General features: G+C 63.8%; 20 protein-coding genes. 4 read left to right on the top strand and 16 right to left on the bottom strand.

The window, feature by feature from the left end:
* Nucleotides 1-13: 13 nt before the first annotated feature.
* Together C8N44_RS10015 and C8N44_RS10010 are read right to left on the bottom strand one after the other, a co-directional pair.
* Complete coding sequence (locus C8N44_RS10015) at nucleotides 14-2722, bottom strand: Rne/Rng family ribonuclease (RefSeq protein WP_107976062.1); 2709 nt, start codon at nucleotides 2720-2722, stop codon at nucleotides 14-16.
* A gap of 454 nt (nucleotides 2723-3176) precedes the next feature.
* Nucleotides 3177-4226, bottom strand: coding sequence for an NAD(P)-dependent oxidoreductase (locus C8N44_RS10010; protein WP_373282706.1), 1050 nt, complete (start codon nucleotides 4224-4226; stop codon nucleotides 3177-3179).
* Between C8N44_RS10010 and C8N44_RS10005 the strand changes: the two genes are divergently transcribed.
* Nucleotides 4153-6615 (top strand): penicillin acylase family protein, encoded by a 2463-nt coding sequence (locus tag C8N44_RS10005; protein WP_107976060.1) that lies wholly within the window; start codon nucleotides 4153-4155, stop codon nucleotides 6613-6615. The two genes, C8N44_RS10010 and C8N44_RS10005, sit on opposite strands and share 74 nt — an antisense overlap.
* 16 nt (nucleotides 6616-6631) lie before the next feature.
* Here C8N44_RS10005 and arsJ read toward each other — a convergent pair whose 3' ends face one another.
* The 4 genes from arsJ to C8N44_RS23350 all read right to left on the bottom strand — a co-directional run bounded on the left by arsJ (nucleotide 6632) and on the right by C8N44_RS23350 (nucleotide 10009).
* On the bottom strand, nucleotides 6632-7891 hold the full coding sequence (gene arsJ, locus C8N44_RS10000; protein WP_107976302.1) for an organoarsenical effux MFS transporter ArsJ: 1260 nt from the start codon (nucleotides 7889-7891) through the stop codon (nucleotides 6632-6634).
* 40 nt (nucleotides 7892-7931) lie between these two features.
* The gene (locus C8N44_RS09995; protein ID WP_107976059.1) at nucleotides 7932-8930 is read right to left on the bottom strand and encodes an ArsJ-associated glyceraldehyde-3-phosphate dehydrogenase; all 999 of its coding nucleotides are present in this window, start codon (nucleotides 8928-8930) and stop codon (nucleotides 7932-7934) included.
* Nucleotides 8927-9760 (bottom strand): arsenate reductase/protein-tyrosine-phosphatase family protein, encoded by an 834-nt coding sequence (locus C8N44_RS09990; RefSeq protein WP_107976058.1) that lies wholly within the window; start codon nucleotides 9758-9760, stop codon nucleotides 8927-8929. The genes C8N44_RS09995 and C8N44_RS09990 overlap by 4 nt, the downstream gene beginning before the upstream one ends.
* 93 nt (nucleotides 9761-9853) lie before the next feature.
* Nucleotides 9854-10009, bottom strand: a complete 156-nt coding sequence (locus C8N44_RS23350) for a hypothetical protein (protein ID WP_158274034.1) — start codon at nucleotides 10007-10009, stop codon at nucleotides 9854-9856.
* A gap of 119 nt (nucleotides 10010-10128) precedes the next feature.
* Between C8N44_RS23350 and C8N44_RS09985 the strand changes: the two genes are divergently transcribed.
* The gene (locus tag C8N44_RS09985) at nucleotides 10129-10863 is read left to right on the top strand and encodes a PRC-barrel domain-containing protein (RefSeq protein ID WP_107976057.1); all 735 of its coding nucleotides are present in this window, start codon (nucleotides 10129-10131) and stop codon (nucleotides 10861-10863) included.
* On the opposite strand, the gene C8N44_RS09980 is transcribed toward C8N44_RS09985, so the two are convergent.
* The 5 genes from C8N44_RS09980 to C8N44_RS23345 are packed head-to-tail and all read right to left on the bottom strand — an operon-like array spanning nucleotide 10842 to nucleotide 15028.
* On the bottom strand, nucleotides 10842-11582 hold the full coding sequence (locus tag C8N44_RS09980) for a gamma-glutamyl-gamma-aminobutyrate hydrolase family protein (RefSeq protein ID WP_107976056.1): 741 nt from the start codon (nucleotides 11580-11582) through the stop codon (nucleotides 10842-10844). The genes C8N44_RS09985 and C8N44_RS09980 overlap by 22 nt on opposite strands.
* Nucleotides 11570-12532 carry an amidoligase family protein gene (locus C8N44_RS09975; protein ID WP_107976055.1) on the bottom strand — a complete coding sequence of 321 codons (963 nt, stop codon included), beginning with the start codon at nucleotides 12530-12532 and terminating at the stop codon, nucleotides 11570-11572. Before C8N44_RS09975 ends, C8N44_RS09980 begins: the two co-directional genes overlap by 13 nt.
* Entirely contained in the window at nucleotides 12529-14250 is a 1722-nt protein-coding gene (locus C8N44_RS09970; RefSeq protein WP_107976054.1) for a sensor histidine kinase, read from the bottom strand. Before C8N44_RS09970 ends, C8N44_RS09975 begins: the two co-directional genes overlap by 4 nt.
* The gene (locus C8N44_RS09965; protein WP_107976053.1) at nucleotides 14250-14855 is read right to left on the bottom strand and encodes an RNA polymerase sigma factor; all 606 of its coding nucleotides are present in this window, start codon (nucleotides 14853-14855) and stop codon (nucleotides 14250-14252) included. Before C8N44_RS09965 ends, C8N44_RS09970 begins: the two co-directional genes overlap by 1 nt.
* A complete protein-coding gene (locus C8N44_RS23345) occupies nucleotides 14852-15028 on the bottom strand; it encodes a NepR family anti-sigma factor (RefSeq protein WP_158274033.1) in 177 nt (58 codons plus the stop codon). The genes C8N44_RS09965 and C8N44_RS23345 overlap by 4 nt, the downstream gene beginning before the upstream one ends.
* Nucleotides 15029-15154: 126 nt before the next feature.
* Here C8N44_RS23345 and C8N44_RS09960 point away from each other — a divergent pair, with 126 nt between their 5' ends.
* Nucleotides 15155-15955, top strand: coding sequence for a response regulator (locus C8N44_RS09960; RefSeq protein ID WP_107976052.1), 801 nt, complete (start codon nucleotides 15155-15157; stop codon nucleotides 15953-15955).
* A 73-nt stretch (nucleotides 15956-16028) separates the two neighbouring features.
* Here the strand turns inward: C8N44_RS09960 and C8N44_RS09955 are convergent, their stop codons facing one another.
* The 5 genes from C8N44_RS09955 to C8N44_RS09935 all read right to left on the bottom strand — a co-directional run bounded on the left by C8N44_RS09955 (nucleotide 16029) and on the right by C8N44_RS09935 (nucleotide 19636).
* Nucleotides 16029-16187: a DUF1328 domain-containing protein gene (locus tag C8N44_RS09955; protein ID WP_107976051.1), complete on the bottom strand. Its 159-nt coding sequence runs from the start codon at nucleotides 16185-16187 to the stop codon at nucleotides 16029-16031.
* 16 nt (nucleotides 16188-16203) lie between these two features.
* Nucleotides 16204-16392 carry a PLD nuclease N-terminal domain-containing protein gene (locus tag C8N44_RS09950; RefSeq protein ID WP_107976050.1) on the bottom strand — a complete coding sequence of 63 codons (189 nt, stop codon included), beginning with the start codon at nucleotides 16390-16392 and terminating at the stop codon, nucleotides 16204-16206.
* A gap of 113 nt (nucleotides 16393-16505) precedes the next feature.
* Entirely contained in the window at nucleotides 16506-17906 is a 1401-nt protein-coding gene (locus tag C8N44_RS09945; RefSeq protein WP_107976049.1) for a TRAP transporter large permease, read from the bottom strand.
* A complete protein-coding gene (locus C8N44_RS09940) occupies nucleotides 17906-18535 on the bottom strand; it encodes a TRAP transporter small permease subunit (RefSeq protein WP_107976048.1) in 630 nt (209 codons plus the stop codon). Before C8N44_RS09940 ends, C8N44_RS09945 begins: the two co-directional genes overlap by 1 nt.
* Before the next feature lie 84 nt (nucleotides 18536-18619).
* Nucleotides 18620-19636, bottom strand: a complete 1017-nt coding sequence (locus tag C8N44_RS09935; protein WP_188758710.1) for a C4-dicarboxylate TRAP transporter substrate-binding protein — start codon at nucleotides 19634-19636, stop codon at nucleotides 18620-18622.
* Nucleotides 19637-20029: 393 nt separating this feature from the next.
* Between C8N44_RS09935 and C8N44_RS24185 the strand changes: the two genes are divergently transcribed.
* The coding region (locus C8N44_RS24185) for an acetyl-coenzyme A synthetase N-terminal domain-containing protein (RefSeq protein ID WP_425352937.1) at nucleotides 20030-20226 on the top strand (197 nt) is incomplete at its 3' end.

Genomic DNA, 20226 nt, shown 5'->3' with positions numbered 1-20226 from the left:
TTCCGTCGGCGGTTTAGCGACCGATCGACCACCAGCCACGACGGCGCGGCTTGGGCTCTTCCTCGGGCTTCTCCTCGGTCGCCGTTTCGCCATCCTCGCTCGAAGCCGTCGCCTCGGCAGGTGCGTCGGAGGTTTCCTCCGCGCTCTCCGTGGTGCCGATCACCTCGGCAATAACAGCCGCCGCCTTGCGACGTGTCCGTGCGGGGCGAGCCTTCTGCGCTTCCGACTCCTCGGCCTGCGGTGCGGGTTCTTCCGCAGCAGGCGCCGACTCGGCCTTGCTCTCTGCCGCAGCGGGGGCTTCGCTCACCTCGGGCTTGGCCGGCTCTTCCTTGGCTTCGGGCGCCTCGGCAACCGGGGCTTCCACCGCCGTTTCAGCGGGCGCAGCGACCTCAGGTTTCTCCGACGACTGCGCGGGTTCCTCGGACTTGGCAGAGGTCTCCTTGACGTCCTCCGGGGCGGTCTCGGGTTTCGGCGCCTCTGCGGTCATGGCCTCGGCCTCGGTCTTCTTGACCTCATCGCCGGTCTTGGCCGCGTCTTCCTTGGGCGCATCCTGCCCCGCATCCGCGTCCGAGCCGTTCTCGGCCTTGGCCTGATCCTGCTCGCCGTTGGTGTCCTTGGCCTTCGAACGACGACGACGGCGGCGGCGCTTCTTCTTGGGCTTGCCCTCATCCTCTGCCTTGGGCTGAGGTTCCGGTTGCGCCTCGGGTGCCGCCGGGGCTTCCTCCGGCTCGACCTCGTCCTCTTCCACCGCGTCCTCGTCGACCTGATCCATCAGCGAGGTATCGACCGACACCACCGGCGTCGTCACCTCGGGCACCGAGCGTGTCGCGGTCTTGAACTTATCCATCGTGAAGTCGGGTGCGACCAGCGACGGATCGCCCTCGACGCGGACCGACATGCCATACCGGGCTTCGATCAGCGCGATGTGCTCGCGCTTCTGGTTCATCAGGTAGTTGGCAATGCCCACCGGGCACTTGAGCAGCACCTCACGCGAGCGGCCGCGCGTGCCCTCTTCCTCGACCGAGCGCAGGACCTGAAGTGCCATGCTGTCGTCGCTGCGGATAAGCCCCGTGCCGTGGCAGTGCGCGCAGGGCTGGGTCGTCGCCTCGATCATGCCGGGACGCAGACGCTGGCGGCTCATCTCGAGCAGGCCGAAACCGCTGATCCGGCCCACCTGAATGCGGGCGCGGTCGGATTTCAGCTTGTCCTTGAGCTTCTTCTCGACGGCGGCGTTGTTCTTGCGCTCGGCCATGTCGATGAAGTCGATGACGATCAGGCCCGCGAGGTCACGCAGCCGGAGCTGGCGCGCCACTTCCTCGGCGGCCTCGAGGTTGGTCTTGGTCGCCGTATCCTCGATCGAGCCTTCCTTGGTGGCCTTGCCCGAGTTGACATCGATCGCAACCAGCGCCTCGGTCACGCCGATGACGATGTAGCCGCCGGACTTGAGCTGGACGGTCGGGTTGAACATGGAGCCGAGGTAGCTCTCGACCTGGTAGCGCGCGAACAGCGGCATCGGGTCGGCGTAGTGCTTCACGTTCTTCGCGTGGGACGGCATGATCATCTTCATGAAGTCCTTGGCGATGCGATAGCCCTTCTCGCCCTCGACCAGAACCTCGTCGATCTCCCGGTTGTAGAGATCGCGGATCGACCGCTTCACGAGATCGCCTTCCTCGTAGATCTTGGCGGGCGCGATGGACTTAAGCGTCAGCTCGCGGATCTGCTCCCACAGGCGCTGCAGGTATTCGTAGTCGCGCTTGATCTCGGTCTTGGTGCGCTTGGCACCCGCCGTGCGGATGATGAGCCCCGCGCCCTTCGGGACGTCGATGCTTTGCGCGATGGTCTTGAGTTTGGAACGGTCGGCCGCATTGGTGATCTTGCGGCTGATGCCGCCGCCTCGCGCGGTGTTGGGCATGAGCACGCAGTAGCGGCCCGCGAGCGACAGGTAGGTGGTCAGCGCCGCGCCCTTGTTGCCGCGCTCTTCCTTGACGACCTGTACCAGCAGGATCTGGCGGACCTTGATGACTTCCTGAATCTTGTACTTGCGCGGACGCGGCTTGCGCACGGGACGGATGTCCTCGTGTGTGTCGTCGTCGGCGACAGCCTCTATCGTCTCGTCGCGCGCAGCGGCATCCGTCGCCTCGGTCTCGCAGTCGTCCTTGCCGTCGTCATCACCCGAGGGCTGGTCCTGAGGTTCCTCGACCGGCGTCTCGGCAACGCGTTCCATCGGCGAGACCGCTTCCTCGTCGGAGCGATCGTTTCCGCCCCCCTCGCCGAGATCAATGGTCTCCATGCCATTGATTTCGCTTTCGGGCTCGGCGCTCGTCTTCGGATCGTCGCTCTTGGCGCTTTCGGCCTTGGCCGGCGAAGTCCTGCGAGGACGGCGACTGCGCGTCGCCTTCTTGGGCTTTTCCTCTTCCTCTGCGGCCTCCGCGGCGAGACGCTCCTCTTCCTCCATCAGCGCCTGACGGTCGGCGACGGGGATCTGGTAATAGTCTGGGTGGATCTCGGAAAACGCCAGGAAACCGTGACGATTACCGCCGTAATCGACGAAGGCGGCCTGCAGCGAAGGTTCGACCCGCGTTACTTTCGCGAGGTAGATGTTGCCGGCCAGTTGCCGGCGGGATTCGGATTCGAAGTCGAATTCCTCGACCTTGTTTCCGTCCACCACCACGACGCGGGTTTCCTCCGCGTGGGTGGCGTCGATGAGCATTTTCTTTGCCATTGTATCCGTTTGCACGCGCAGGGCGGCAGCCCCGCTTCGAAGGGTCGCGGCCGCGCAGCGTGTCTTGTCTGGGCGAGAGCAGGCGCGCCGGCACGACGTACGGGCCTGCCCGTCGTCCTGTGCCTCATGTCTTCTGCGCGCTTCATCGCGTTTCTTCTCCGACGCACGGCTCTTGCGGCCGGCGCCCTGTGATGGCCCGCCGCGCGTGGCGTACGGGACTGTCGTGTCGGCCCGAGGGCCGGATCGGTCTGTCCGGGGGCGGGGAAAACTCCTCGACGCCGTCCCGTTCAGCGAAACTGTTGCAGGGCCGCCCGACGCTGCATTGCAGGCGATCAGCCTAAAGTGGAACATAAAGCGATCCGTGTGGAAAACACAAGATCAATCGCTTGCGCACTGACGCGGGAGAACGTCAGGCCGGAACGCCTTCATGGAATGCGGCGTCCTGCCAGCCGTTTCATCCCTTGTCGTTCAGGCGCTTGATAAGGCTGGAGGTATCCCAGCGCCCACCGCCCATTTTCTGAACATCCTTATAGAACTGGTCCACAAGCGCCGTCACCGGCAGGGACGCACCGTTCTCGTCAGCCGTCTTGAGACAGATGCCCAGGTCCTTGCGCATCCAATCGACGGCGAACCCGTGTTCGAACATGTCGTCGAGCATGGTTTCGTAGCGGTTGACCATCTGCCACGAACCGGCGGCGCCACCGCCGATCACGTCGACAACCGCGCGCCCGTCTAGGCCCGCCTTCTGCCCGAAATGCAGCCCTTCGGAGAGACCCTGCACCAGCCCCGCGATGCAGATCTGGTTGACCATCTTGCACATCTGGCCCGAGCCGCTCTCGCCGATCAGGCGGCAGAGCTTCGCGTAGGCCGCGATCACCGGCTCCGCCCGCCCGTAGGCCTCTTCCTCGCCACCGCACATCACCACGAGTTGACCGTTCTCGGCGCCAGCTTGGCCGCCCGAAATCGGCGCGTCCACGAAGGAGATGCCGCTTTCACCGGCAAGCGCATGCAGCTCGCGCGTGACCTCGGCCGAAACGGTGGTGTGGTCGACGAGGACCGCCCCAGCGTCCATGCCGGCAAGGGCGCCGTCTTCGCCACGGCAGATGGCCCGAAGATCATCATCGTTTCCGACGCATGTCATGACGAAATCCGCGCCCGATGCAGCCTCTCGCGGTGTCGGCGCGGTGTGCCCGCCGAATTCCGCGACCCAGCTTTCGGCCTTGGCAGCCGTGCGGTTATAGACCTGCACCTCGTGGCCCGCCTTCGCCAGGTGACCGGCCATCGGATAGCCCATCACGCCAAGTCCCAGAAACGCTACCTTCGACATTCCGCTCTCCCTTACGCCGCTGCGTGCGGTCTGCACGCCCTTGGCATCAGGCGCACCGCACGATAATCCGCCTCGGGCATACCCCAACGAAAAGGCAAGGGAAATGGCGACGCTTTTCCGCTGGCTCTTCCGTGCGACCACCGCCGCGCTCGTCGTGCTGACGCTCGGGCTGCTCACGGTCTACTATCTCGCCTCGCGATCCCTGCCCGACTACGACAAGACGCGCGCCGTGGCCGGAACCACCGCCGATATCGAGATCGTTCGGGACAACAACTCGATCCCCCACATCTTTGCCTACTCGGACCGCGACGCGTTCTTCGGCCTCGGCTACGCGCACGCCCAGGACCGGCTGTGGCAGATGACGCTTCTACGCAGGACCGTGCAGGGACGCCTGTCAGAGATATTCGGAACGCGGACCGTGGACACGGACACGCTTCTGCGGCGCCTCGACCTCTACACGCTGGCCAGCCGGTCGGTCGAAGCTCAGGACCCGGCAACCCGCGATGCGCTCGAGGCCTACGCGGCCGGCGTCAACGCCCGCATCGAGGAAATCAACGAGAGAAGCCTAGGCCGAGGTGCGCCCGAGTTCTTCCTGTTCAATGCGCCGCTCGCGCCCTGGCAGCCCGCGGACTCCATCGCCGTGCTGAAGCTCCTGTCGCTGCAGCTTTCGGGTCAACTCAACGAAGAGGTGCTGCGGGCCCGCACCTCGCTCGGGCTCGACGATGACAGCCGGCTCTCGGACCTGCTGCCAGACATGCCCGGAGACGGGATCGCCGCGCTGCCTGAATACGCGAGCCTCGTGCCAGGGGCAGGCACCGGGAGCAAGCTGCCAGAGACCCAACACGCCTTTCTCGACCCCGCGCCCAGACGCGGGCTTGCCGGTGCGTCGAACGCCTGGGCGGCTGACGCGTCACGCTCGGCAAGCGGCGGCACGCTGCTGGCCAACGACCCGCACCTGCCCCTGACTGCACCGTCGATCTGGTATCTCGCGCGGCTCCAGCTTCAGTCGGGCAGCGTCATCGGGGCCACAATTCCGGGGGTTCCGGCGGTCATGATCGGACGGTCCGAGCGGCTGGCCTGGGGACTGACCTCGAGCTATCTCGACGATCAGGACCTGCATATCGAAGAGGTCAATCCCGACAACACCGAGCAGTACCGGACCCCTGATGGCTGGGCCGAGTTCCGCACGCGACGGTCCATCATCAACATCAAGGATGCCGCGCCCGTCACGCTGACATTGCGGTGGACGGAGAACGGCCCGGTCCTGCCCCGGTCGCAGTTCGATCTGGACGAGGTGACGCCGCCGGGCCATGTCGCCTCGCTCGCCTGGACCGCGCTTTCGGCGCAGGACACCAGCATGACAGCGGCGGTCTCGCTCATGAACGCCAACAATGTGCGCGAGGGGATCGCTGCGGGCGAGGACTACGTCGCGCCCTCGCAGAACCTCACGCTGATCGACAGCGACACGATTGCCCTCAAGCTGATCGGAACGATGCCGCGTCGCGACCCGGGTCATCAGAGCCGCGGTCGGATGCCGAGCCCCGGCTGGATCGAGGCCAATCGCTGGCAAGGCAAACTGCCCTACGCCTCGAACCCCGAGTTCGTCGCCCCCGCCGGCGGCATCGTCGGCAACACCAACAACAAGATCATCGACCGCCCCTTCCCGAACCACGTCAGCTACGACTGGGGTGACAGCCAGCGCGTCCAGCGCTGGCGGGCCCTCATGCAGGGCCGCGAGGTGCATACCCGCGACAGCTTTATCGAGGCACAGCTCGACACGGTTTCCCCGGCCGCCCGGACGCTTCTGCCGCTGATCGGCGCCGATCTTTGGTTCACCGGCGAAGCGGCACCTGCCGGCACGCCCGAGCGTCGGCGCCAGCGAGCTCTGGAGCTGCTCGCCGACTGGAACGGCGAGATGAACGAGCACATGCCCGAGCCGCTCATCTACGCCGCCTGGCTGCGCGCGCTGCAACAGCGGCTCATCCAGGATGACCTCGGCCCGCTGGCCGCGGAATTCGATCATATCGAGCCGCTCTTCATCGAGCGTGTCTATCGCGACGTGAACGGGGCGAGCGACTGGTGCGACATACGCCGGTCCGCCGCCGTGGAAACCTGCAGCGATATCGCGCGCGTGGCGCTCGACGATGCCCTTGTCTGGATCAGCGAGAACTACGGCACTTCGCTCGAGTCCCTTCGCTGGGGAGATGCCCACCAGGCGCTCCACGAGCATCAGGTCCTCGGGGAGGTGCCATTGCTGCGGTACTTCGTGAACATCCGCCAGAGCACCAGCGGCGGTGATTTCACGCTCCAGCGTGGCGTCAGCTCCGGTCAGGATCCCGCTCCCTTCACCAATGTGCACGGCGCCGGATACCGGGGGGTCTATGATTTCGCCGATCCGGATTCCTCGGTCTTCGTCACTTCGACGGGCCAGTCCGGGCACTTCCTGTCCCGGCACTACGACGACCTCGGCCAGCTGTGGCGCCGTGGGGAATACGTGCCGATGTCACTTGACGAGGACCTCGCCCGGGCGGCCTCGGTGGGGGTGACACGGCTGGTGAAGCCGTAACCCCGGAACCGGACCCCTAGGCGCGCAGACGGCCCGCGGCGAGCGCGCTCAGCACAACGAACACTCCCGACGTTGCAAGGCACAAGGCTAGACCGCCAAGCTGATAGCTTGCGCCGGAAAGCAGCGTCCCGATCAACCGGCCGGCCGCGTTGGACATGTAGTAGAAGCCCACATCCATGGTGACCCGTGCGTCTTTGGAGAAGGCAAGTATCAGGTAGGAATGTAGTGAGGAGTTCACCGCGAAGATCGCCCCGAACACCAGAAGTCCGATCACGAGACTGACCGTCAGCCATCCGACAGGCGTGCCAGCCAAGACGACAATGGCCGCAAGAGCCAGCGGAATGACGCTGAGCGCCACTGCCCAGCCCTTTGCCACCCCGACCAGTTCCCTCTCCGGCCGGGACGCAGCCTTCAGGACAATCGGCGCAAGGGCCTGCACCCCGCCGTAGAGGATCGTCCAGACCGCCATAAAGGTGCCGATCATGAAGAACGCCGCCTGGTCGCCCGCCTCAGATCCGTCCGAAAGCACGGCGTAGAAATAGACTGGAATACCGACCACGAACCAGACGTCGCGAGCGCCGAACAGAAAGACCCGTGCCGCGGACAGCCAGTTGATGTTGGGCTCCTTCGAGAAGACCTCGCGGAAGCGCGCGCCACGCTTGCCCGCGGGCAAGCCGGACGGCATACGGAACCACAGAAAGACGAGCACCACGGCGAGCACCGCGGCCATACCAAGCACGGCGGCAGTAAACCCTGCAAGCGCGAGCAACCCCGCGCCAAGCAGGAAGCCCAGGCCCTTCACCGCGTTCTTCGACCCGGTCAGCAGCGCCACCCAGCGGAACAGCCCGCCGCCAGTCGTCGGCGCCAGAAGCTTGACCGCCGACTTTGCCGACATCTTGGACAGATCCTTGGCGACGCCCGACACGCCCTGCACGAGCATCACGAAGACCACCGAAACGGACACCGCCCACCCCGGGTCCAGCTGCGCCAGCGCCACGAGGGCCAGAACCTGCAAGCCAAGCCCTGCGTAGAGCGTCGAGGTCAGGCCGAACCGCGCCGCGATCCATCCCGCGCAGAGGTTCGTCACCACCCCTGCAAGCTCGTAAAAGACGAACAGATAAGCCAGCTGAACCGGACTGAAGCCCAGCGTATGAAAGTGCAGCAGCACCAGCAGCCGCAGGGCCCCGTCCGTGAGCATGAAGCCCCAGTAGGCCGCGGTGACGGCGACATAGGCGGCAAGCCCATCCTGACGGGCGGTATCCTCGGCATGGCTCATGGCAGGGCGGCCTTCCGTGTCGATGCGCAGGGTGCGGCGGTCACAGGTGCGCTCCGACCATCCGCGCGACATCCCAAAGCCGATGGGCATAGCCCCACTCGTTGTCGTACCAAGCAAAGATCTTCACCTGCGTTTCGTCCACGACCATGGTCGAGGGGCCATCAATAATCGCGCTGCGCGGATCGTTCACGTAGTCCGCCGACACCAATGGCCGGTCCTCGTAGCCGAGTATCCCCTTCAGCGGACCGGATGCGGCCTCGGTCAGCAGTCCGTTCACCTCTTCGACCGATGTGGGACGCTCCACCTCGAACACGCAGTCCGTCAGCGACGCGTTGAGCAGCGGGACACGCACCGCGTGACCGTTAAGCCGCCCTTCAAGTTCGGGATAAATCATCGTGATCGCGCTGGCGCTGCCCGTCGTTGTGGGTATCAGAGAATTCAACGCCGAGCGTGCCCGACGCAGGTCCTTGGCGGGACGGTCGACGATGGTCTGCGTATTCGTGACGTCATGGATCGTCGTGATGGTTCCGTGCCGGATGCCAAGGCTTTGATGCACGACCTTCACGACCGGGGCGAGGCAGTTTGTCGTGCAACTTGCTGCGGTAACGATGTCATGCGTGGCAGGATCGTAGGTGTCGTGATTGACCCCGTAGACGATGTTCGCCGCCCCACCGTCCTTGACCGGGGCAGAGACGACGACCTTCTTCACACCGCGCTCGAAGTAGGGGGCAATGCGGTCGGCCGTCTTGAAGTAGCCGGTCGCGTCGATGACGACATCCACGTCGTCGAGCGGCAGATCCTCAAGCGACCCGCATGTGTGCAGGGGAATGCGTTTCCCGTCGAAGGTGACCGCATCCGCGTCATGGCCGATTTCGGCGTGCCATCTTCCGTGCACGCTGTCGAATTTCAGAAGATGCGCGTGCATCGCGGCGTCGCCCGTCGCGTCGTTGAGAAAGGCGATCTCGGCGCCCTGCTCCAGCATCGGCCGCAGGAGCAGCTTGCCGATACGCCCGAGACCATTGACCGCAAACCTCGTCATGCCGACCTCGCTTCGAGCGCGATTTCGTCCACGCGCGCCTGAAGAGCGTCGCGCCCCAAGCTCTCGAGCGGCAGGGAGGCGAGCTGGTCGATCCTCAATGCGAGCTCATCATAGACCGCCTGATAGGCTGCGGAAATCTCCTCCTCCGAACCTTCTGCGGCCGCGGGATCCGGTAGGCCCCAGTGGCTTGTCACGGGCTGTCCGGGCCAGGTCGGGCAATCCTCGTTGGCAGCGTGGTCACAAAGCGTGAAGGCAAGATCGATCCGGGGCGCCTCGGGGGACCGCAGGAAATCAGGCGATTTCGAGGAAAGCCCGCTCACGTCGTGGCCCTTCTCGCGAAGCAGGCGGAGCGCGTGCGGATCAACCTCGCCACGCGGCATCGTCCCTGCGGAGTAGACCGAGAAACGGCGCCCTGCCCGCTCTCGCAAAAGACACTCTGCCATGATCGAGCGGCAAGAGTTTCCGCTGCACAGGAACAGTACGTTGCGGTTTCCACCGCCGACCTCGCTTTCCCCGACTTCGGGCAGAAGCGAAGCACAGAACTCCGGACGCCCTCGGCAGCACTCTCCGGCCAGATAAGTGATCAGGGCGCCAGCCCCCTCGGTGTCGGCGCCGTAGCGCAACGACGTCCCAAGCCGTTCCTGGGTGATCAGACCTGCGCCGCGCAGCTGTGCGAGTGCAGTCGAAAGCGAAGATGCCGGCAACGACAGAGCCTCGGCGATTTCGCCAGCCGGAACAGCATCCGGGTAGCGACGCATCAACAGCCGGAACACCGCGAGCCGGCGCGGGTGTGCCAAGGCGGAGAGCTGTTCGAGTGATTCCTTTTCCATAATTCCAAACTACCGGAATTACAGAAATTATCCAGATATATTTTGGCAGAGCTAAAGGTTGAAAGGGGCCCGCGCACGGCCCCCTTTCTCGCCTCAGGATCGAGATGAATCGCGTCTCAGCCGTGTAGCGTCGCGCGCATTGAACTCTCTCGGTTTGTCGTCGGCCCGTTTCTTGCTGGAGAGCGCAACAATGAGGCCGGCGACCACGACCAGGCAACCAAGCCCGATCAGGAAGACATCCGTCGACATGTTCCCTCCATTAGTAGTCTGACTTGGGAAGCTAAACGCCCGGCCGCGTGGCCGGCTCCGGAACGTCACGGCCCCCGGCGGGGTTATGATCACATGTTGGATCACGGGGGAACGAACCGATGCTGATAAGTCTGAACGACACCTTGAGCTGGCATGTTTCGGTCGAGGATGACCGGTTCCGCCTGTCGGATTTCCTGCTCGACCCCGATACGCACCGGCCCGTCTACATGATCCTCGATCTGGGCGGCTGGTTCGAGACGGACCACGCGCTCGTGGCGGTTTCCCTCATGCAACATCCCGACCTGGACAGCGGTATGCTTCCGCTCGCCATTCGCGCTGACGAACTGCGGCAAGCGCCGCACTGGCGCGAGGAAAAGGGCGGGCTGTCGAGCCTGCTGACCTCTCTGCCTCCGCTCGTTGTCGGACCTTTCGGCGCCACGCATGCTCCGCTCGCCATGGCCGTCGAAGGCATGGGCGACACATCGCAGGACGACGTGGACGGGGATCCCGCCGCGCAGGAAGCTCTGACTCGATACGAGCGGTTCACGGATTGGCGCGACAAACCCGTCTTTGCCCGTGACGGAGAGGTCGGCCGCTTGTCGGATATCCTGCACGATATCGAAAACGGGGAAATCTCACACTTCGTCGTCGACAGCGGCCATGAGGAAGGCGGACAGGTTCTCGCCATTCCGTCCGCCCTGCTTCGGCATCACGCCGAAACCGAAAAAGGCGGCCATATCGTACTGAATACCGGGATCGAGGCCATCCGGACCGCACCGCGCGTCGGAGAGAACGAGAAGCTGACCGGCGGCTGGCAACCCGCCCTGAAGCGTCACTTCGCGCTGGCAACCTGAGGCGCGAAGTCGGTGTCCGCAGCTTCCTCGGCTGCGCCAAGCTGTGCCGCCCGCGCCATTCTCGCCCGGGCGGCCGCAACGAGCGACTTGAAGAGGCGACGGTGTGCCGGACGGTAGAACAGGTGTTCGGGGTGCCATTGCACACCGATTGCGAAAGGGTCGCGCGTCCGTTCGATTGCCTGCACCATCCCCGAAGGATCGCGACCCGCGACGCGAATGTCCTGCCCCACCTTGTCGACCGACTGGCTGTGCAGCGCGTTTACATAGAGACATTGCTTGCGAATGGTCCGGGCGACGAGCGATCCCTTCTCGAGATTGACCCGCTTGCGAGGAAGAATGGTCTTGATGTTGCGCACGCCGTAAACGTCGTAGGCATCTTCGAAGAGTGTCCCACCGAGCACGATGTTGAGCATCTGCGCGCCGCGGCAGATCCCCAGAACAGGGATGCCTCGCTCGAAGGCCGCTTCGAGAACAGCTTTTTCCATGGCGTCGCGCGCGGGATCGAGTCGCACGCCCACCCGCAGCTCGCCGCCGTAAAGCGTCGGGGCAATGTCGTCGCCGCCACCGATGACGATGCCATCGACATCGTCCAGGCGGACGTCCGCCATTGCCTTCCATTTCTTCGCGCGCCCGCCCGCAAGACGCACCGAAAGCGCCATGAGCGGAAAGATGCGCCAGCCCGAGCGACGCGACACTGTCACGCCGATCACCGGGCGCATAACACGTTCCCATTCAACAGAATTTCGCGACTGCGCTCGGCCCAGTCGCCACGAACTGTGGTCAGCGCGGCACGGTGCTCCAGCCACGCTCGTTTGAGCCGGTTCAGTAAAAGCGGGTCGTTCGCGACCCGCTCCACGAGAACCCAGCGGTTCCACTCAAGAGCAAGGCTCCAATCGGGCTCATCGATCCGGCAGTCCGGCAGCCTGAAATGGTATGTCGGTCTCGGCGAGATCGAAGTCAGGTCGATGGACCGCGACACCCGCCGGCGGTCGAGATGCGCAAAGAGACAGAGCATATCGAGCGCATAGTTCCGCGATGGGGCGAGCTTGAGATAGACATCAATCAGATCTTCAAGAGACGTCAGCCCGCCCCGCGCCAGCGCGTCCACTAGATTTCGGGGATAGGGATCGACAAAGGGTAGTGCGCGTCGGGCCAGATCGATCCCCGCGATGAGCCGCAGATGATCTTCCAGCAATGCGAAGGCGGTCACAACCGGAAGGATATCGGACAGCTCGGATCCAGTGACTTCAGGATTGAAGTGCACCCCGAACCCCAGGAAGACGCCGGCCGCGGTTCCGGTTGCCCCTTCCGCGGCCAGCCGGTCAAGCGCCTCATCGAACTCGGCAATCTGATCGGGAAGAATGGGATCCGTGACGATCTCCACCGGAACCACGTTTCGCGCAACCTCCCTGAGCACCTGCGCAAGACGTCGGTTGTCATCGTCGTCGAGGTACCGGCTGTCAAGGTAGACCTGAAGATCGCCAAGGCTCGATCCTTTGACCTTCCACCCCTTGCCGTGAACCTTCTCGGCCTCTCCGCCGAGCGTCTCGCAGAGTATATCTGCGACACGCCCCTCTTCGAGCGCGCCGAGTTCGATTTCGACGCCGACGCGCCGTGCCGTACCCTCCGCGTTGGTCGGGGTTGGCAGTGGGTCGAGTTCCGATTTCATGCAGCGTCTTCCATGTAGTCGCGGGACACGGAAAAACTCATGCTGAGGCGATAGCTGTTCCCTTCGATCCCGTGATGCAGGGTCGCACCAAGCTGCATCGCGAAGGCCCGGATAAGACGGTGCCCGAGACCGGCCGCCGCCGTAGCCTCGGCGTCGTCATCGCGCGGCTTGACGCTGTTGAGCACCTCGAGCTTGGCGCGGTCAGGACCTTCCGTCCCGAAACGCAGCTTCACCCAAGATCGACCGGTTTCATCCGGTTCGACGTGCTTGAGTGCATTGGTCATCGCCTCGGCTGCAAGAAGGGAAAGCGGCACCACCTGGTCGGGCAGCATCTCAACCGGTTCGATCTCGTCAGTGATCGAAACCGCCCTGCCCTCGCTCATCTGCCCGATCTGTGCGGTCAGATCCGACAATAGCGCGCCCGCGTCCAAGCGACCGAGATTCTCTGTTTCGTAAAGCGAGCGGTGAACGGTGGCGAGGCTGCGTACCCGCTCCTGCAGGCCCTGCACGACCGCCTTGGTCTCGGACGAGGAGGAGCCGCGGATCTGCATGTTCATGATCGAGCTGATGAGCTGGAGGTTATTCTTGACGCGATGATGTACTTCGCGCAGCAGGATCGTCTTCTCGCGAAGTGCATTTTCCTGGGCCGCCTCATCCCGCAGGATGCCGTGCGCCATGTCGAGGAAGTCCTGCTCCATCTCCTGCAGTTCATCGGGGAGACCCGCAGTCAGAGAGGCACGAGGCAGGAGCCGCGACCGCGCGAAAAGCCGCATCCGGCGACCAAGCTGACGGATCGGCCGGATCACCATCCGGTTCACTGCGAGAAAGGCCACCACGACGCTGGCGCCCCACATCAGGAACGGTAGCGTTCCTGCCAATCGGTTCGGAGAAAACGCAGCAACCCGCCCCGAATCCTCGGGCCAGATGCTGAGCGCGTAGACCATGTCGGGAACGAGCGGTGTCACCACGTAAATCCGGCGGACACCCTCGTTGTCGGTTGCGGCGAAACTGTGAGGCGGACCACCCACGAGGCTCTGCAACCCGAGAGTGTCCGGCAGCCGCGGATAGATCCGCTCGATCTCGGCACGCGCAGAGAGCGGCACTCCCTGAGCGTTGAACGTCATCAGGTTGACGTTTCCCGGAAGGTTCGCCTGGCTCGTTCCCGCTAGGAAGGACGAAGGAACCGAGAGCGTGAGGTACCCCGAAAAGAGACCGTCCTGCGTCAGAGGTTCGGATACCACGAGAACGGATTGGCCGCTGAAAGGTCCGTAGGGATTCAACGTAACACGCGGGCGCGGCTCTTCGAGCCATCCTGCAATCCGGTCCGGATCCGGCAATGGCCCGACGACTCCGTTCGACGCGCACTCGATCTGCCCGTCCAACCCGATCACGCTACTGAAGCTGTAGGTTTCGCTCGATTCGACGAAAGTGCTGAGGATCTGACTGCAGGCACCCGCAATACTCCTGTCGGCCTCGATCGCGGCCGCCAGCGCCTGGGCAGCACCAAATGCGCGCAGAATCGCTTCACGTTCCCCCGAGGCAGCGGCCTCGGTGAGCGCTGCAAGAGAAAGCTCGGAGCGTGCGCGGCTTTCTTCGTTCAGCTTGGCAGTTTGGACGTAGGCGACACCGCCGATCGGAAGCAACGCAAGCGAGAGGAACAGAATGATCCTCGCCGCCAGACCGGACGGCGTCAGGGCAGGCCCCGGCGCGCCGATCATCAGAGGGCGCCTCCCGACTTGCGGCTTGCTACTACGGCCATTGTCGCGCTGTCTGTCAGCTCGAGCGCCTCATTTTCTTCGAGCCTCATGAGCTCGATGAGACGGCTTCGCGCGCGGTTGACCCGGCTCTTGATCGTCCCAACCGCGACTCCACAGGTCGCGGCAGCTTCTTCGTAAGAAAAGCCCTGGGCGCCTACCAGCATGAGCGCCTCGCGCTGTTCGACATTGAGCTGCTCGAAGGCCTGACGGAAGTCGGCCAGCTGAAGCCGTCCGTCGTGCGCCGGCTTCTCGGAGAGAGAGTCGGTCATGATGCCATCGACGTCTGCGACCTCGCGCCCCGCCCGCCTGCGGTTGGAGTAGTAGGTGTTGCGAAGGATCGTGAACAACCAGGCCCGCATATTTGTGCCCGGCTCGAAAGTGTGGATCTTGGTCCATGCCTTCACGAGAGTGTCCTGCACCATGTCGTCAGCCAGCGCCCCGTTGCGGGTCAAGCTGAGTGCGAAGGCGCGAAGAGCCGGCAGGTGCTGAACGAACTCGTCTCGAGGATCGGAGAACTTCTTCTTGCCGGCGCCTTTATTGGAAGCCTTGTCGGCGGCGTCGCTCATTTTGCCTCACCGCTGTTGTCATCGCCTTGGGTGGAGTCATCCTGCTCCTTGAGTTGCGAAAGCAACTCCATGAATCGATCCGGCACATCGTCATCGATCATGTCGCGATAAACCCGCTTGAGATTCTCGTCGATCACCTGTTCTGCCTTAGCCTTTCCGTTCTCGCGACCCATCGTTTCTTTCGACCCTTTATGGTTGTCTCTGCTTGCCCTCGACAGCGTTTATCACCAAAACCCGAGGAACAAACTTGTGTTTAGAACGTTCGGTTCCAGAAAAAATCAAAGACGGGAGAACATATAATGTCTCAGGCCGATCGCAGCGTGCAGGTTGCCGAAGCGTTACCCTACCTGCGCCGCTATGCGCGCGCACTGACCGGCAGTCAGCAAACCGGCGACAACTATGCTGCCGCTACGCTTGAAGCGATCCTAGCCGACCGCTCTGCTCTCGACGCTGGCGACAGCGTCAAGGTTGCACTTTTCTCCACCTTTCACGGAATCTGGATTAGCACAGGCGCGCCGATTACCGAAGAGGATGCAGGCCCCCGTGCGACCGCACAACGTCGACTGTCCACCCTCACCGCGGGGTCCCGCGAGGCGCTTCTGCTCCACACCGTGGAGGAGTTCACCGTATCCGAGGTCGCCCAGGTCATGAATGTCGATCCCGACGAAGCTGCGCGACTTATCGAAATCGCCCGAAGCGAGATGTCCGACGCGATGTCCGGCCGCGTTCTTATCATCGAGGATGAAGCCATCATCGCCATGGACCTCGAGACCATCGTCGCCGACCTGGGCCACAAGGTCACGGGCGTGGCGCGGACGCGCGATGCCGCCGTCGAGCTGGCTGGCACCGAAGTTCCCGACCTGGTCATGGCGGACATCCACCTTGCGGACGACAGCTCCGGCATCGACGCGGTCAACGACATCCTGCGCGATCATGGCGATCGCCCCGTCATCTTCATCACGGCCTACCCCGAACGCCTGCTGACAGGCGAGCGTCCCGAACCGGCGTTTCTCATCTCGAAGCCCTACTCGGAAGAGCAGGTTCGCTCCGCGATCAGCCAGGCAATGTTCTTCTCTTCGACAGAGACACTCAAGGTTTGAGTTCGCCACACTCCACCAACTAAAAAGGGGCGCCTGTCGGGCGCCCCTTTTGATATCAGCAACCTTGCCCGTTCTAGCGTACGGCCCGCATGATCAGCGAGGCGACAAAAAGCACGAGGAAGATTACGAACAGGATCTGCGCGATGCCGGCCGAAGCCCCGGCGATGCCGCCAAACCCGAGAACGCCGGCCACGATGGCGACGACAAAAAAGATGACTGCCCAGTAAAGCATTGTAGTCTCCGTTAGATCAGGCGCTGCGTGGTGCCGAACGTGGACCCGCGATAAGCCAGATGATGAAGCCAAGGACCGGCAGGATCAGGATCAGCAGGGTCCAGAGCACCTTGGCACCGGTCCCACGGTTCGATCCGATGATCGACACGATGGCCCAGACATCCAGAACCAGTACGATAAACCCGAAAAAGCCTGCGATTTCCAATGTATGCCGCTCCCTTTCGATCGTGGCGGGACGCGTCGGCGTCCCGACCGGTTACGGCATGATAACTATCCTGTGTGCGTCGCGGTTCCCGCGGTCCCAAGCATATCTCGCGCTCATGCGAGCGACGGCAGCCACAGTACGATGGCGGGGAATGTGACGAGGAGCCCGATGGTCACCGCATCCGCGATGAAGAACGGCGTCACACCCCGGAACACGTCTTGCACGCTCAGTTCCGGCCGCACGCCCGCCACGACGAAGCAATTGAGCCCGATCGGCGGCGTGATCAGGCAGAACTCTGCCATCTTGACTGCGAGAATCCCGAACCAGACCGCGCACATCGGTCCCGACATGCCAAAGGCGCTGTCCTCGGCCGCCACCAGTTCTCCGCCGTTCAGCGCCATGACCGCCGGGTAGACCACCGGGAGCGTCAGCAGCAGCATCCCGATGGCGTCCATGAACATGCCCAGCACCGCGTAGGCCAGCAGGATGCACACGAGGATCAGCAGCGGCGGATAGGTGAGCGAGGTGATCCAGTCGGCGAAGGCCGACGGCAGGTCCGCGAAGCCGAGGAACCGCACGTAGATCAGCACACCCCAGATGATCGAAAAAATCATGATCGACAACTTGGCCGTCTCGACCAGCGCATCGCGCAACTCCGGCAGGCGCATCCCCCGCCAGAGCGCCATGAGGAAGACGATGAAGGCGCCGATCGCCCCACCCTCGGTCGGCGTGCCCCAGGCGTCTCCGCCGAAGGGGTTGTAGACGAAGCAGATAATGATGACGACGACCGCCACGATGGGCAACGCGGGCGGCAGGCTGACAAAGCGCTCGCGCCACGTGAACCCGCCCACCGGCGGCCCGAACCCCTTGATGCTGAGCGCCATGACGACGATCAGCACACCGTAGACGAAGGCCGAGAAGACGCCCGGGATGAAGCCCGCCAGCAGCAGCTGGCCCACGTCCTGCTCCACGATGATCGCGTAGATGACAAGAATCGCCGACGGCGGGATCAGGCTCGCCAGCGTCCCGCCCGCGGCCACTACCCCCGCGGCGAACCGCTTGTCGTAGCCGATCTTGAGCATCTCGGGGATCGCGATGCGCGCGAAGACGGCCGCCGTCGCCACGCTCGCCCCCGACACCGCGGCAAACCCCGCCGTAGCGAAGACTGTCGACACGGCCAGCCCGCCCGGCACCCAGGCAATCCAGCGCTTGGCCGCCTCGAAAAGCGCCCGTGTCAACCCCGCGTAATAGGCCAGGAAACCGATCAGGATGAAGGTCGGGATCAGGCTCAACGCCTGGCTCGCCACCTTGCCGTGGGGCACCTGCCCCGCCGTCTTCACAGCCACCGAAATGGCCCAGCCCAGCATCTCCGGGTCGTAGTCCCGCCTGTCCCAGAAGAACCAGACCAGCCCCACCAACCCGGCCAGCCCCGCGGCAAAGGCCACGCGCATGCCGAGGACCACCATGACGAAGAGGCCCCCGGTGACCCAGAGCCCGATCTCGATACTGTCCATCAGTCGTGCCCCCGCACCTGCTCCGCCTCGGCCGCCGCCACTTCGGCCGCCGATTGCACCAGCGGCACCGCCACCGGCCTTTCGAGCCCCAGCACGAAGGCCCTGCCGTACCCCCAAAGCTGAAGCACCAGCCGCAGACACATGACGGCGAAGGCCACCGGCACCACCAGTTTCGCCGGCCAGATCGGCAGGCCGAGGTCCATGGAACTGTCACGGCTCCAGTTCGGCGCGCCGAAATCGAAGCTTCTGCCGAAGTGCGCCCAGCTGCCCCAGACCAGCGCCACCATCAGCAGCAGTATCCCGAACGTCGTGATGATCTCGGCCGCCCAGAGCCAGCGCCCCTTCAAGCGCCCCACGACAATATCCATGCGTATATGACCGCCCTCGCGCTGCACGTAGGAAATGCCAAAGATCGCGATCAGCGGCATGAAAGCCTGGATCCAGTCGACATAGCCCGGCAGCGGCTGATTGAATGCACTTCGCCCGCCGACCGAGATCACCGCAAGGATCATCAGGCCGAAGGCAAAGACCCCCGACAACAGCGCCATTCCCCACTCGATCCGCACAAGACCGCGGTCAAGACGGCTCAGCAGGCTGCCATCCCCAAGCACCGAAGCAGCACCGGCCAAGGTCACCTCCTGTCATGAAAAGCGGGGCATCCCTGCCCCGCCATTGCGCGCGGCGCGGCCCGAAAGACAGCGCCTCCGGCTTCGTCAGTTCGAGGCGCGCGTCTGGTCCAGCGTCTCGTAGACCAGATCATAAAGCTCCTGGGCGGGCAGGCCCTGCGCGCTCATCTCCTCGATCCAGGCCTCGTGGATGGGATCTCCGGCGACGGACTTGAATTCCGCAAGTTCCTCCTCCGGCACCATGACCTTCTCGACACCCTTCTCGTCGAGCACGCCGTCCCAGCGTTCAAGCAGTGCCCCGTAGTTGGCTAGGTAGTGATCGATGGCTTCCGGGATGCTCTCGTCGAGGATCGCGCGATGCTCGTCCGACAGGCTCTCGTAGGCGTCGATGTTGGCCACCACCGGGCAGTTCACAGTCCCGGGGTTGAGGTTCGCGGTCCACCAGTCCGCCTCGTTGATGGTGCCGAAGGACAGATGCGCGTGCTGGGCGAAGGCGGCGGTGTCGATCACGCCCGATTCCATCGCCTGGTAGACCTCGGAGGCCGTCATCGACGTCGGCACCGCCCCCACGGCGCGGAAGGCCTCGCCCAGACCGCCGGTCGCGCGCACCCGCATGCCGTCGAACTCCGACAGCTCGTCGCGCGGCTCGCCCGTGCCCACGAGGTTGTACTGCGGCATCGGCGAGGTCATCAGCAGCTTGGCATTCCACTGCGCCATCTCTTCGGCCACGGCCGGGTGCTCGTAGACCGCGTGGCTCACCGCCACTTCCTCATCCAGCGTAGACACGCCGAGGAAGGGCAGCTCCAGCACCGTGATCGCGCGGTTCTTGTCGGGGTGATAGCCCGCACAGAATTGCGCCATCTCGAAAGCGCCGATCGAGATTCCGTCGAGGTTCTCGGTGTTCTTCGAAAGCCCGCCGTAGGAGATGTTCATGGTGAACTCGCCGCCCGACTTTTCCTCGACCAGTTCGGCCAGCTTGTGCACGTGCTCGGTGAACGCGCGCTGCTTGCCCCAGAGCGAGACGTTCCAATCGGTCGCGAACGCGCTCGTGGCAAAGCTCGCGCACAGGGCCGTGGTCAGCAGTTTCGCCGTCATCTGTTTCATCGATTTCCTCCCTTGGTGACGAACCCTCCCAAGCCCGTCGTGCACGCCAGCCTAGTCGATCTTCGCAACAGCGCAAGCCTGCGGCGGAACGCAGATTCGGACGGCGCTGAACACAACCAGACCGTTAGCGGTATACAATTGCACACTGAAACCTTTTGTCACACCCGGATGCCGCGACGCAGCGTCGTTCGCCGGGCTTGGCGTGGAGGCAAAGACCCGTCTCAAACTCATTCAGGAAGTGTGCTTTTTGAATGGGTTATCATGCTTCGGAAAATCGTGTTTACATATTTTCCGGATGGTCAGAAAATAATTTACTGAAAAATTGTTTAGTTTCGTAACCTTATTTTATTATTTTCGCATCCGCGTATCCTGTTGCCAAGCGGCGCCAGCGCGATGCGCCGACGTCATGACCGAGGAGGAGACTTCATGACCCAGCCGAGCGCGGCCCAGGCGGCCAGTGACAAAACCTACGCACCGTCCGACGAGATTGTTCGAAACGCGCATGTGGATGCGGCGCGGTACGAGGAGCTTTACAAGCAGTCGGTCGAGGATCCCGAGGGGTTCTGGGGCGAGCAGGCCAAGCGGCTCGA

The sequence above is a fragment of the Allosediminivita pacifica genome (assembly GCF_003054175.1).
Classification (GTDB): Bacteria; Pseudomonadota; Alphaproteobacteria; order Rhodobacterales; family Rhodobacteraceae; genus Allosediminivita; species Allosediminivita pacifica.
This window is presented reverse-complemented; position numbering and strand designations above follow the sequence as displayed.

Coding starts and splice junctions, on each gene's coding strand:
- C8N44_RS09935 (WP_188758710.1), bottom strand. CDS start 19,636: ATGAAACAGATGACGGCGAAACTGCTGACCACGGCCCTGTGCGCGAGC.
- C8N44_RS09965 (WP_107976053.1), bottom strand. CDS start 14,855: ATGAGCGACGCCGCCGACAAGGCTTCCAATAAAGGCGCCGGCAAGAAG.
- C8N44_RS09945 (WP_107976049.1), bottom strand. CDS start 17,906: ATGGACAGTATCGAGATCGGGCTCTGGGTCACCGGGGGCCTCTTCGTC.
- C8N44_RS10005 (WP_107976060.1), top strand. CDS start 4,153: ATGGCGACGCTTTTCCGCTGGCTCTTCCGTGCGACCACCGCCGCGCTC.
- C8N44_RS09970 (WP_107976054.1), bottom strand. CDS start 14,250: ATGATCGGCGCGCCGGGGCCTGCCCTGACGCCGTCCGGTCTGGCGGCG.
- C8N44_RS09975 (WP_107976055.1), bottom strand. CDS start 12,532: ATGAAATCGGAACTCGACCCACTGCCAACCCCGACCAACGCGGAGGGT.
- C8N44_RS09960 (WP_107976052.1), top strand. CDS start 15,155: ATGTCTCAGGCCGATCGCAGCGTGCAGGTTGCCGAAGCGTTACCCTAC.
- C8N44_RS10015 (WP_107976062.1), bottom strand. CDS start 2,722: ATGGCAAAGAAAATGCTCATCGACGCCACCCACGCGGAGGAAACCCGC.
- C8N44_RS23345 (WP_158274033.1), bottom strand. CDS start 15,028: ATGGGTCGCGAGAACGGAAAGGCTAAGGCAGAACAGGTGATCGACGAG.
- C8N44_RS23350 (WP_158274034.1), bottom strand. CDS start 10,009: ATGTCGACGGATGTCTTCCTGATCGGGCTTGGTTGCCTGGTCGTGGTC.
- C8N44_RS09980 (WP_107976056.1), bottom strand. CDS start 11,582: ATGCGCCCGGTGATCGGCGTGACAGTGTCGCGTCGCTCGGGCTGGCGC.
- C8N44_RS09995 (WP_107976059.1), bottom strand. CDS start 8,930: ATGACGAGGTTTGCGGTCAATGGTCTCGGGCGTATCGGCAAGCTGCTC.
- C8N44_RS09955 (WP_107976051.1), bottom strand. CDS start 16,187: ATGCTTTACTGGGCAGTCATCTTTTTTGTCGTCGCCATCGTGGCCGGC.
- arsJ (WP_107976302.1), bottom strand. CDS start 7,891: ATGAGCCATGCCGAGGATACCGCCCGTCAGGATGGGCTTGCCGCCTAT.
- C8N44_RS09990 (WP_107976058.1), bottom strand. CDS start 9,760: ATGGAAAAGGAATCACTCGAACAGCTCTCCGCCTTGGCACACCCGCGC.
- C8N44_RS09985 (WP_107976057.1), top strand. CDS start 10,129: ATGCTGATAAGTCTGAACGACACCTTGAGCTGGCATGTTTCGGTCGAG.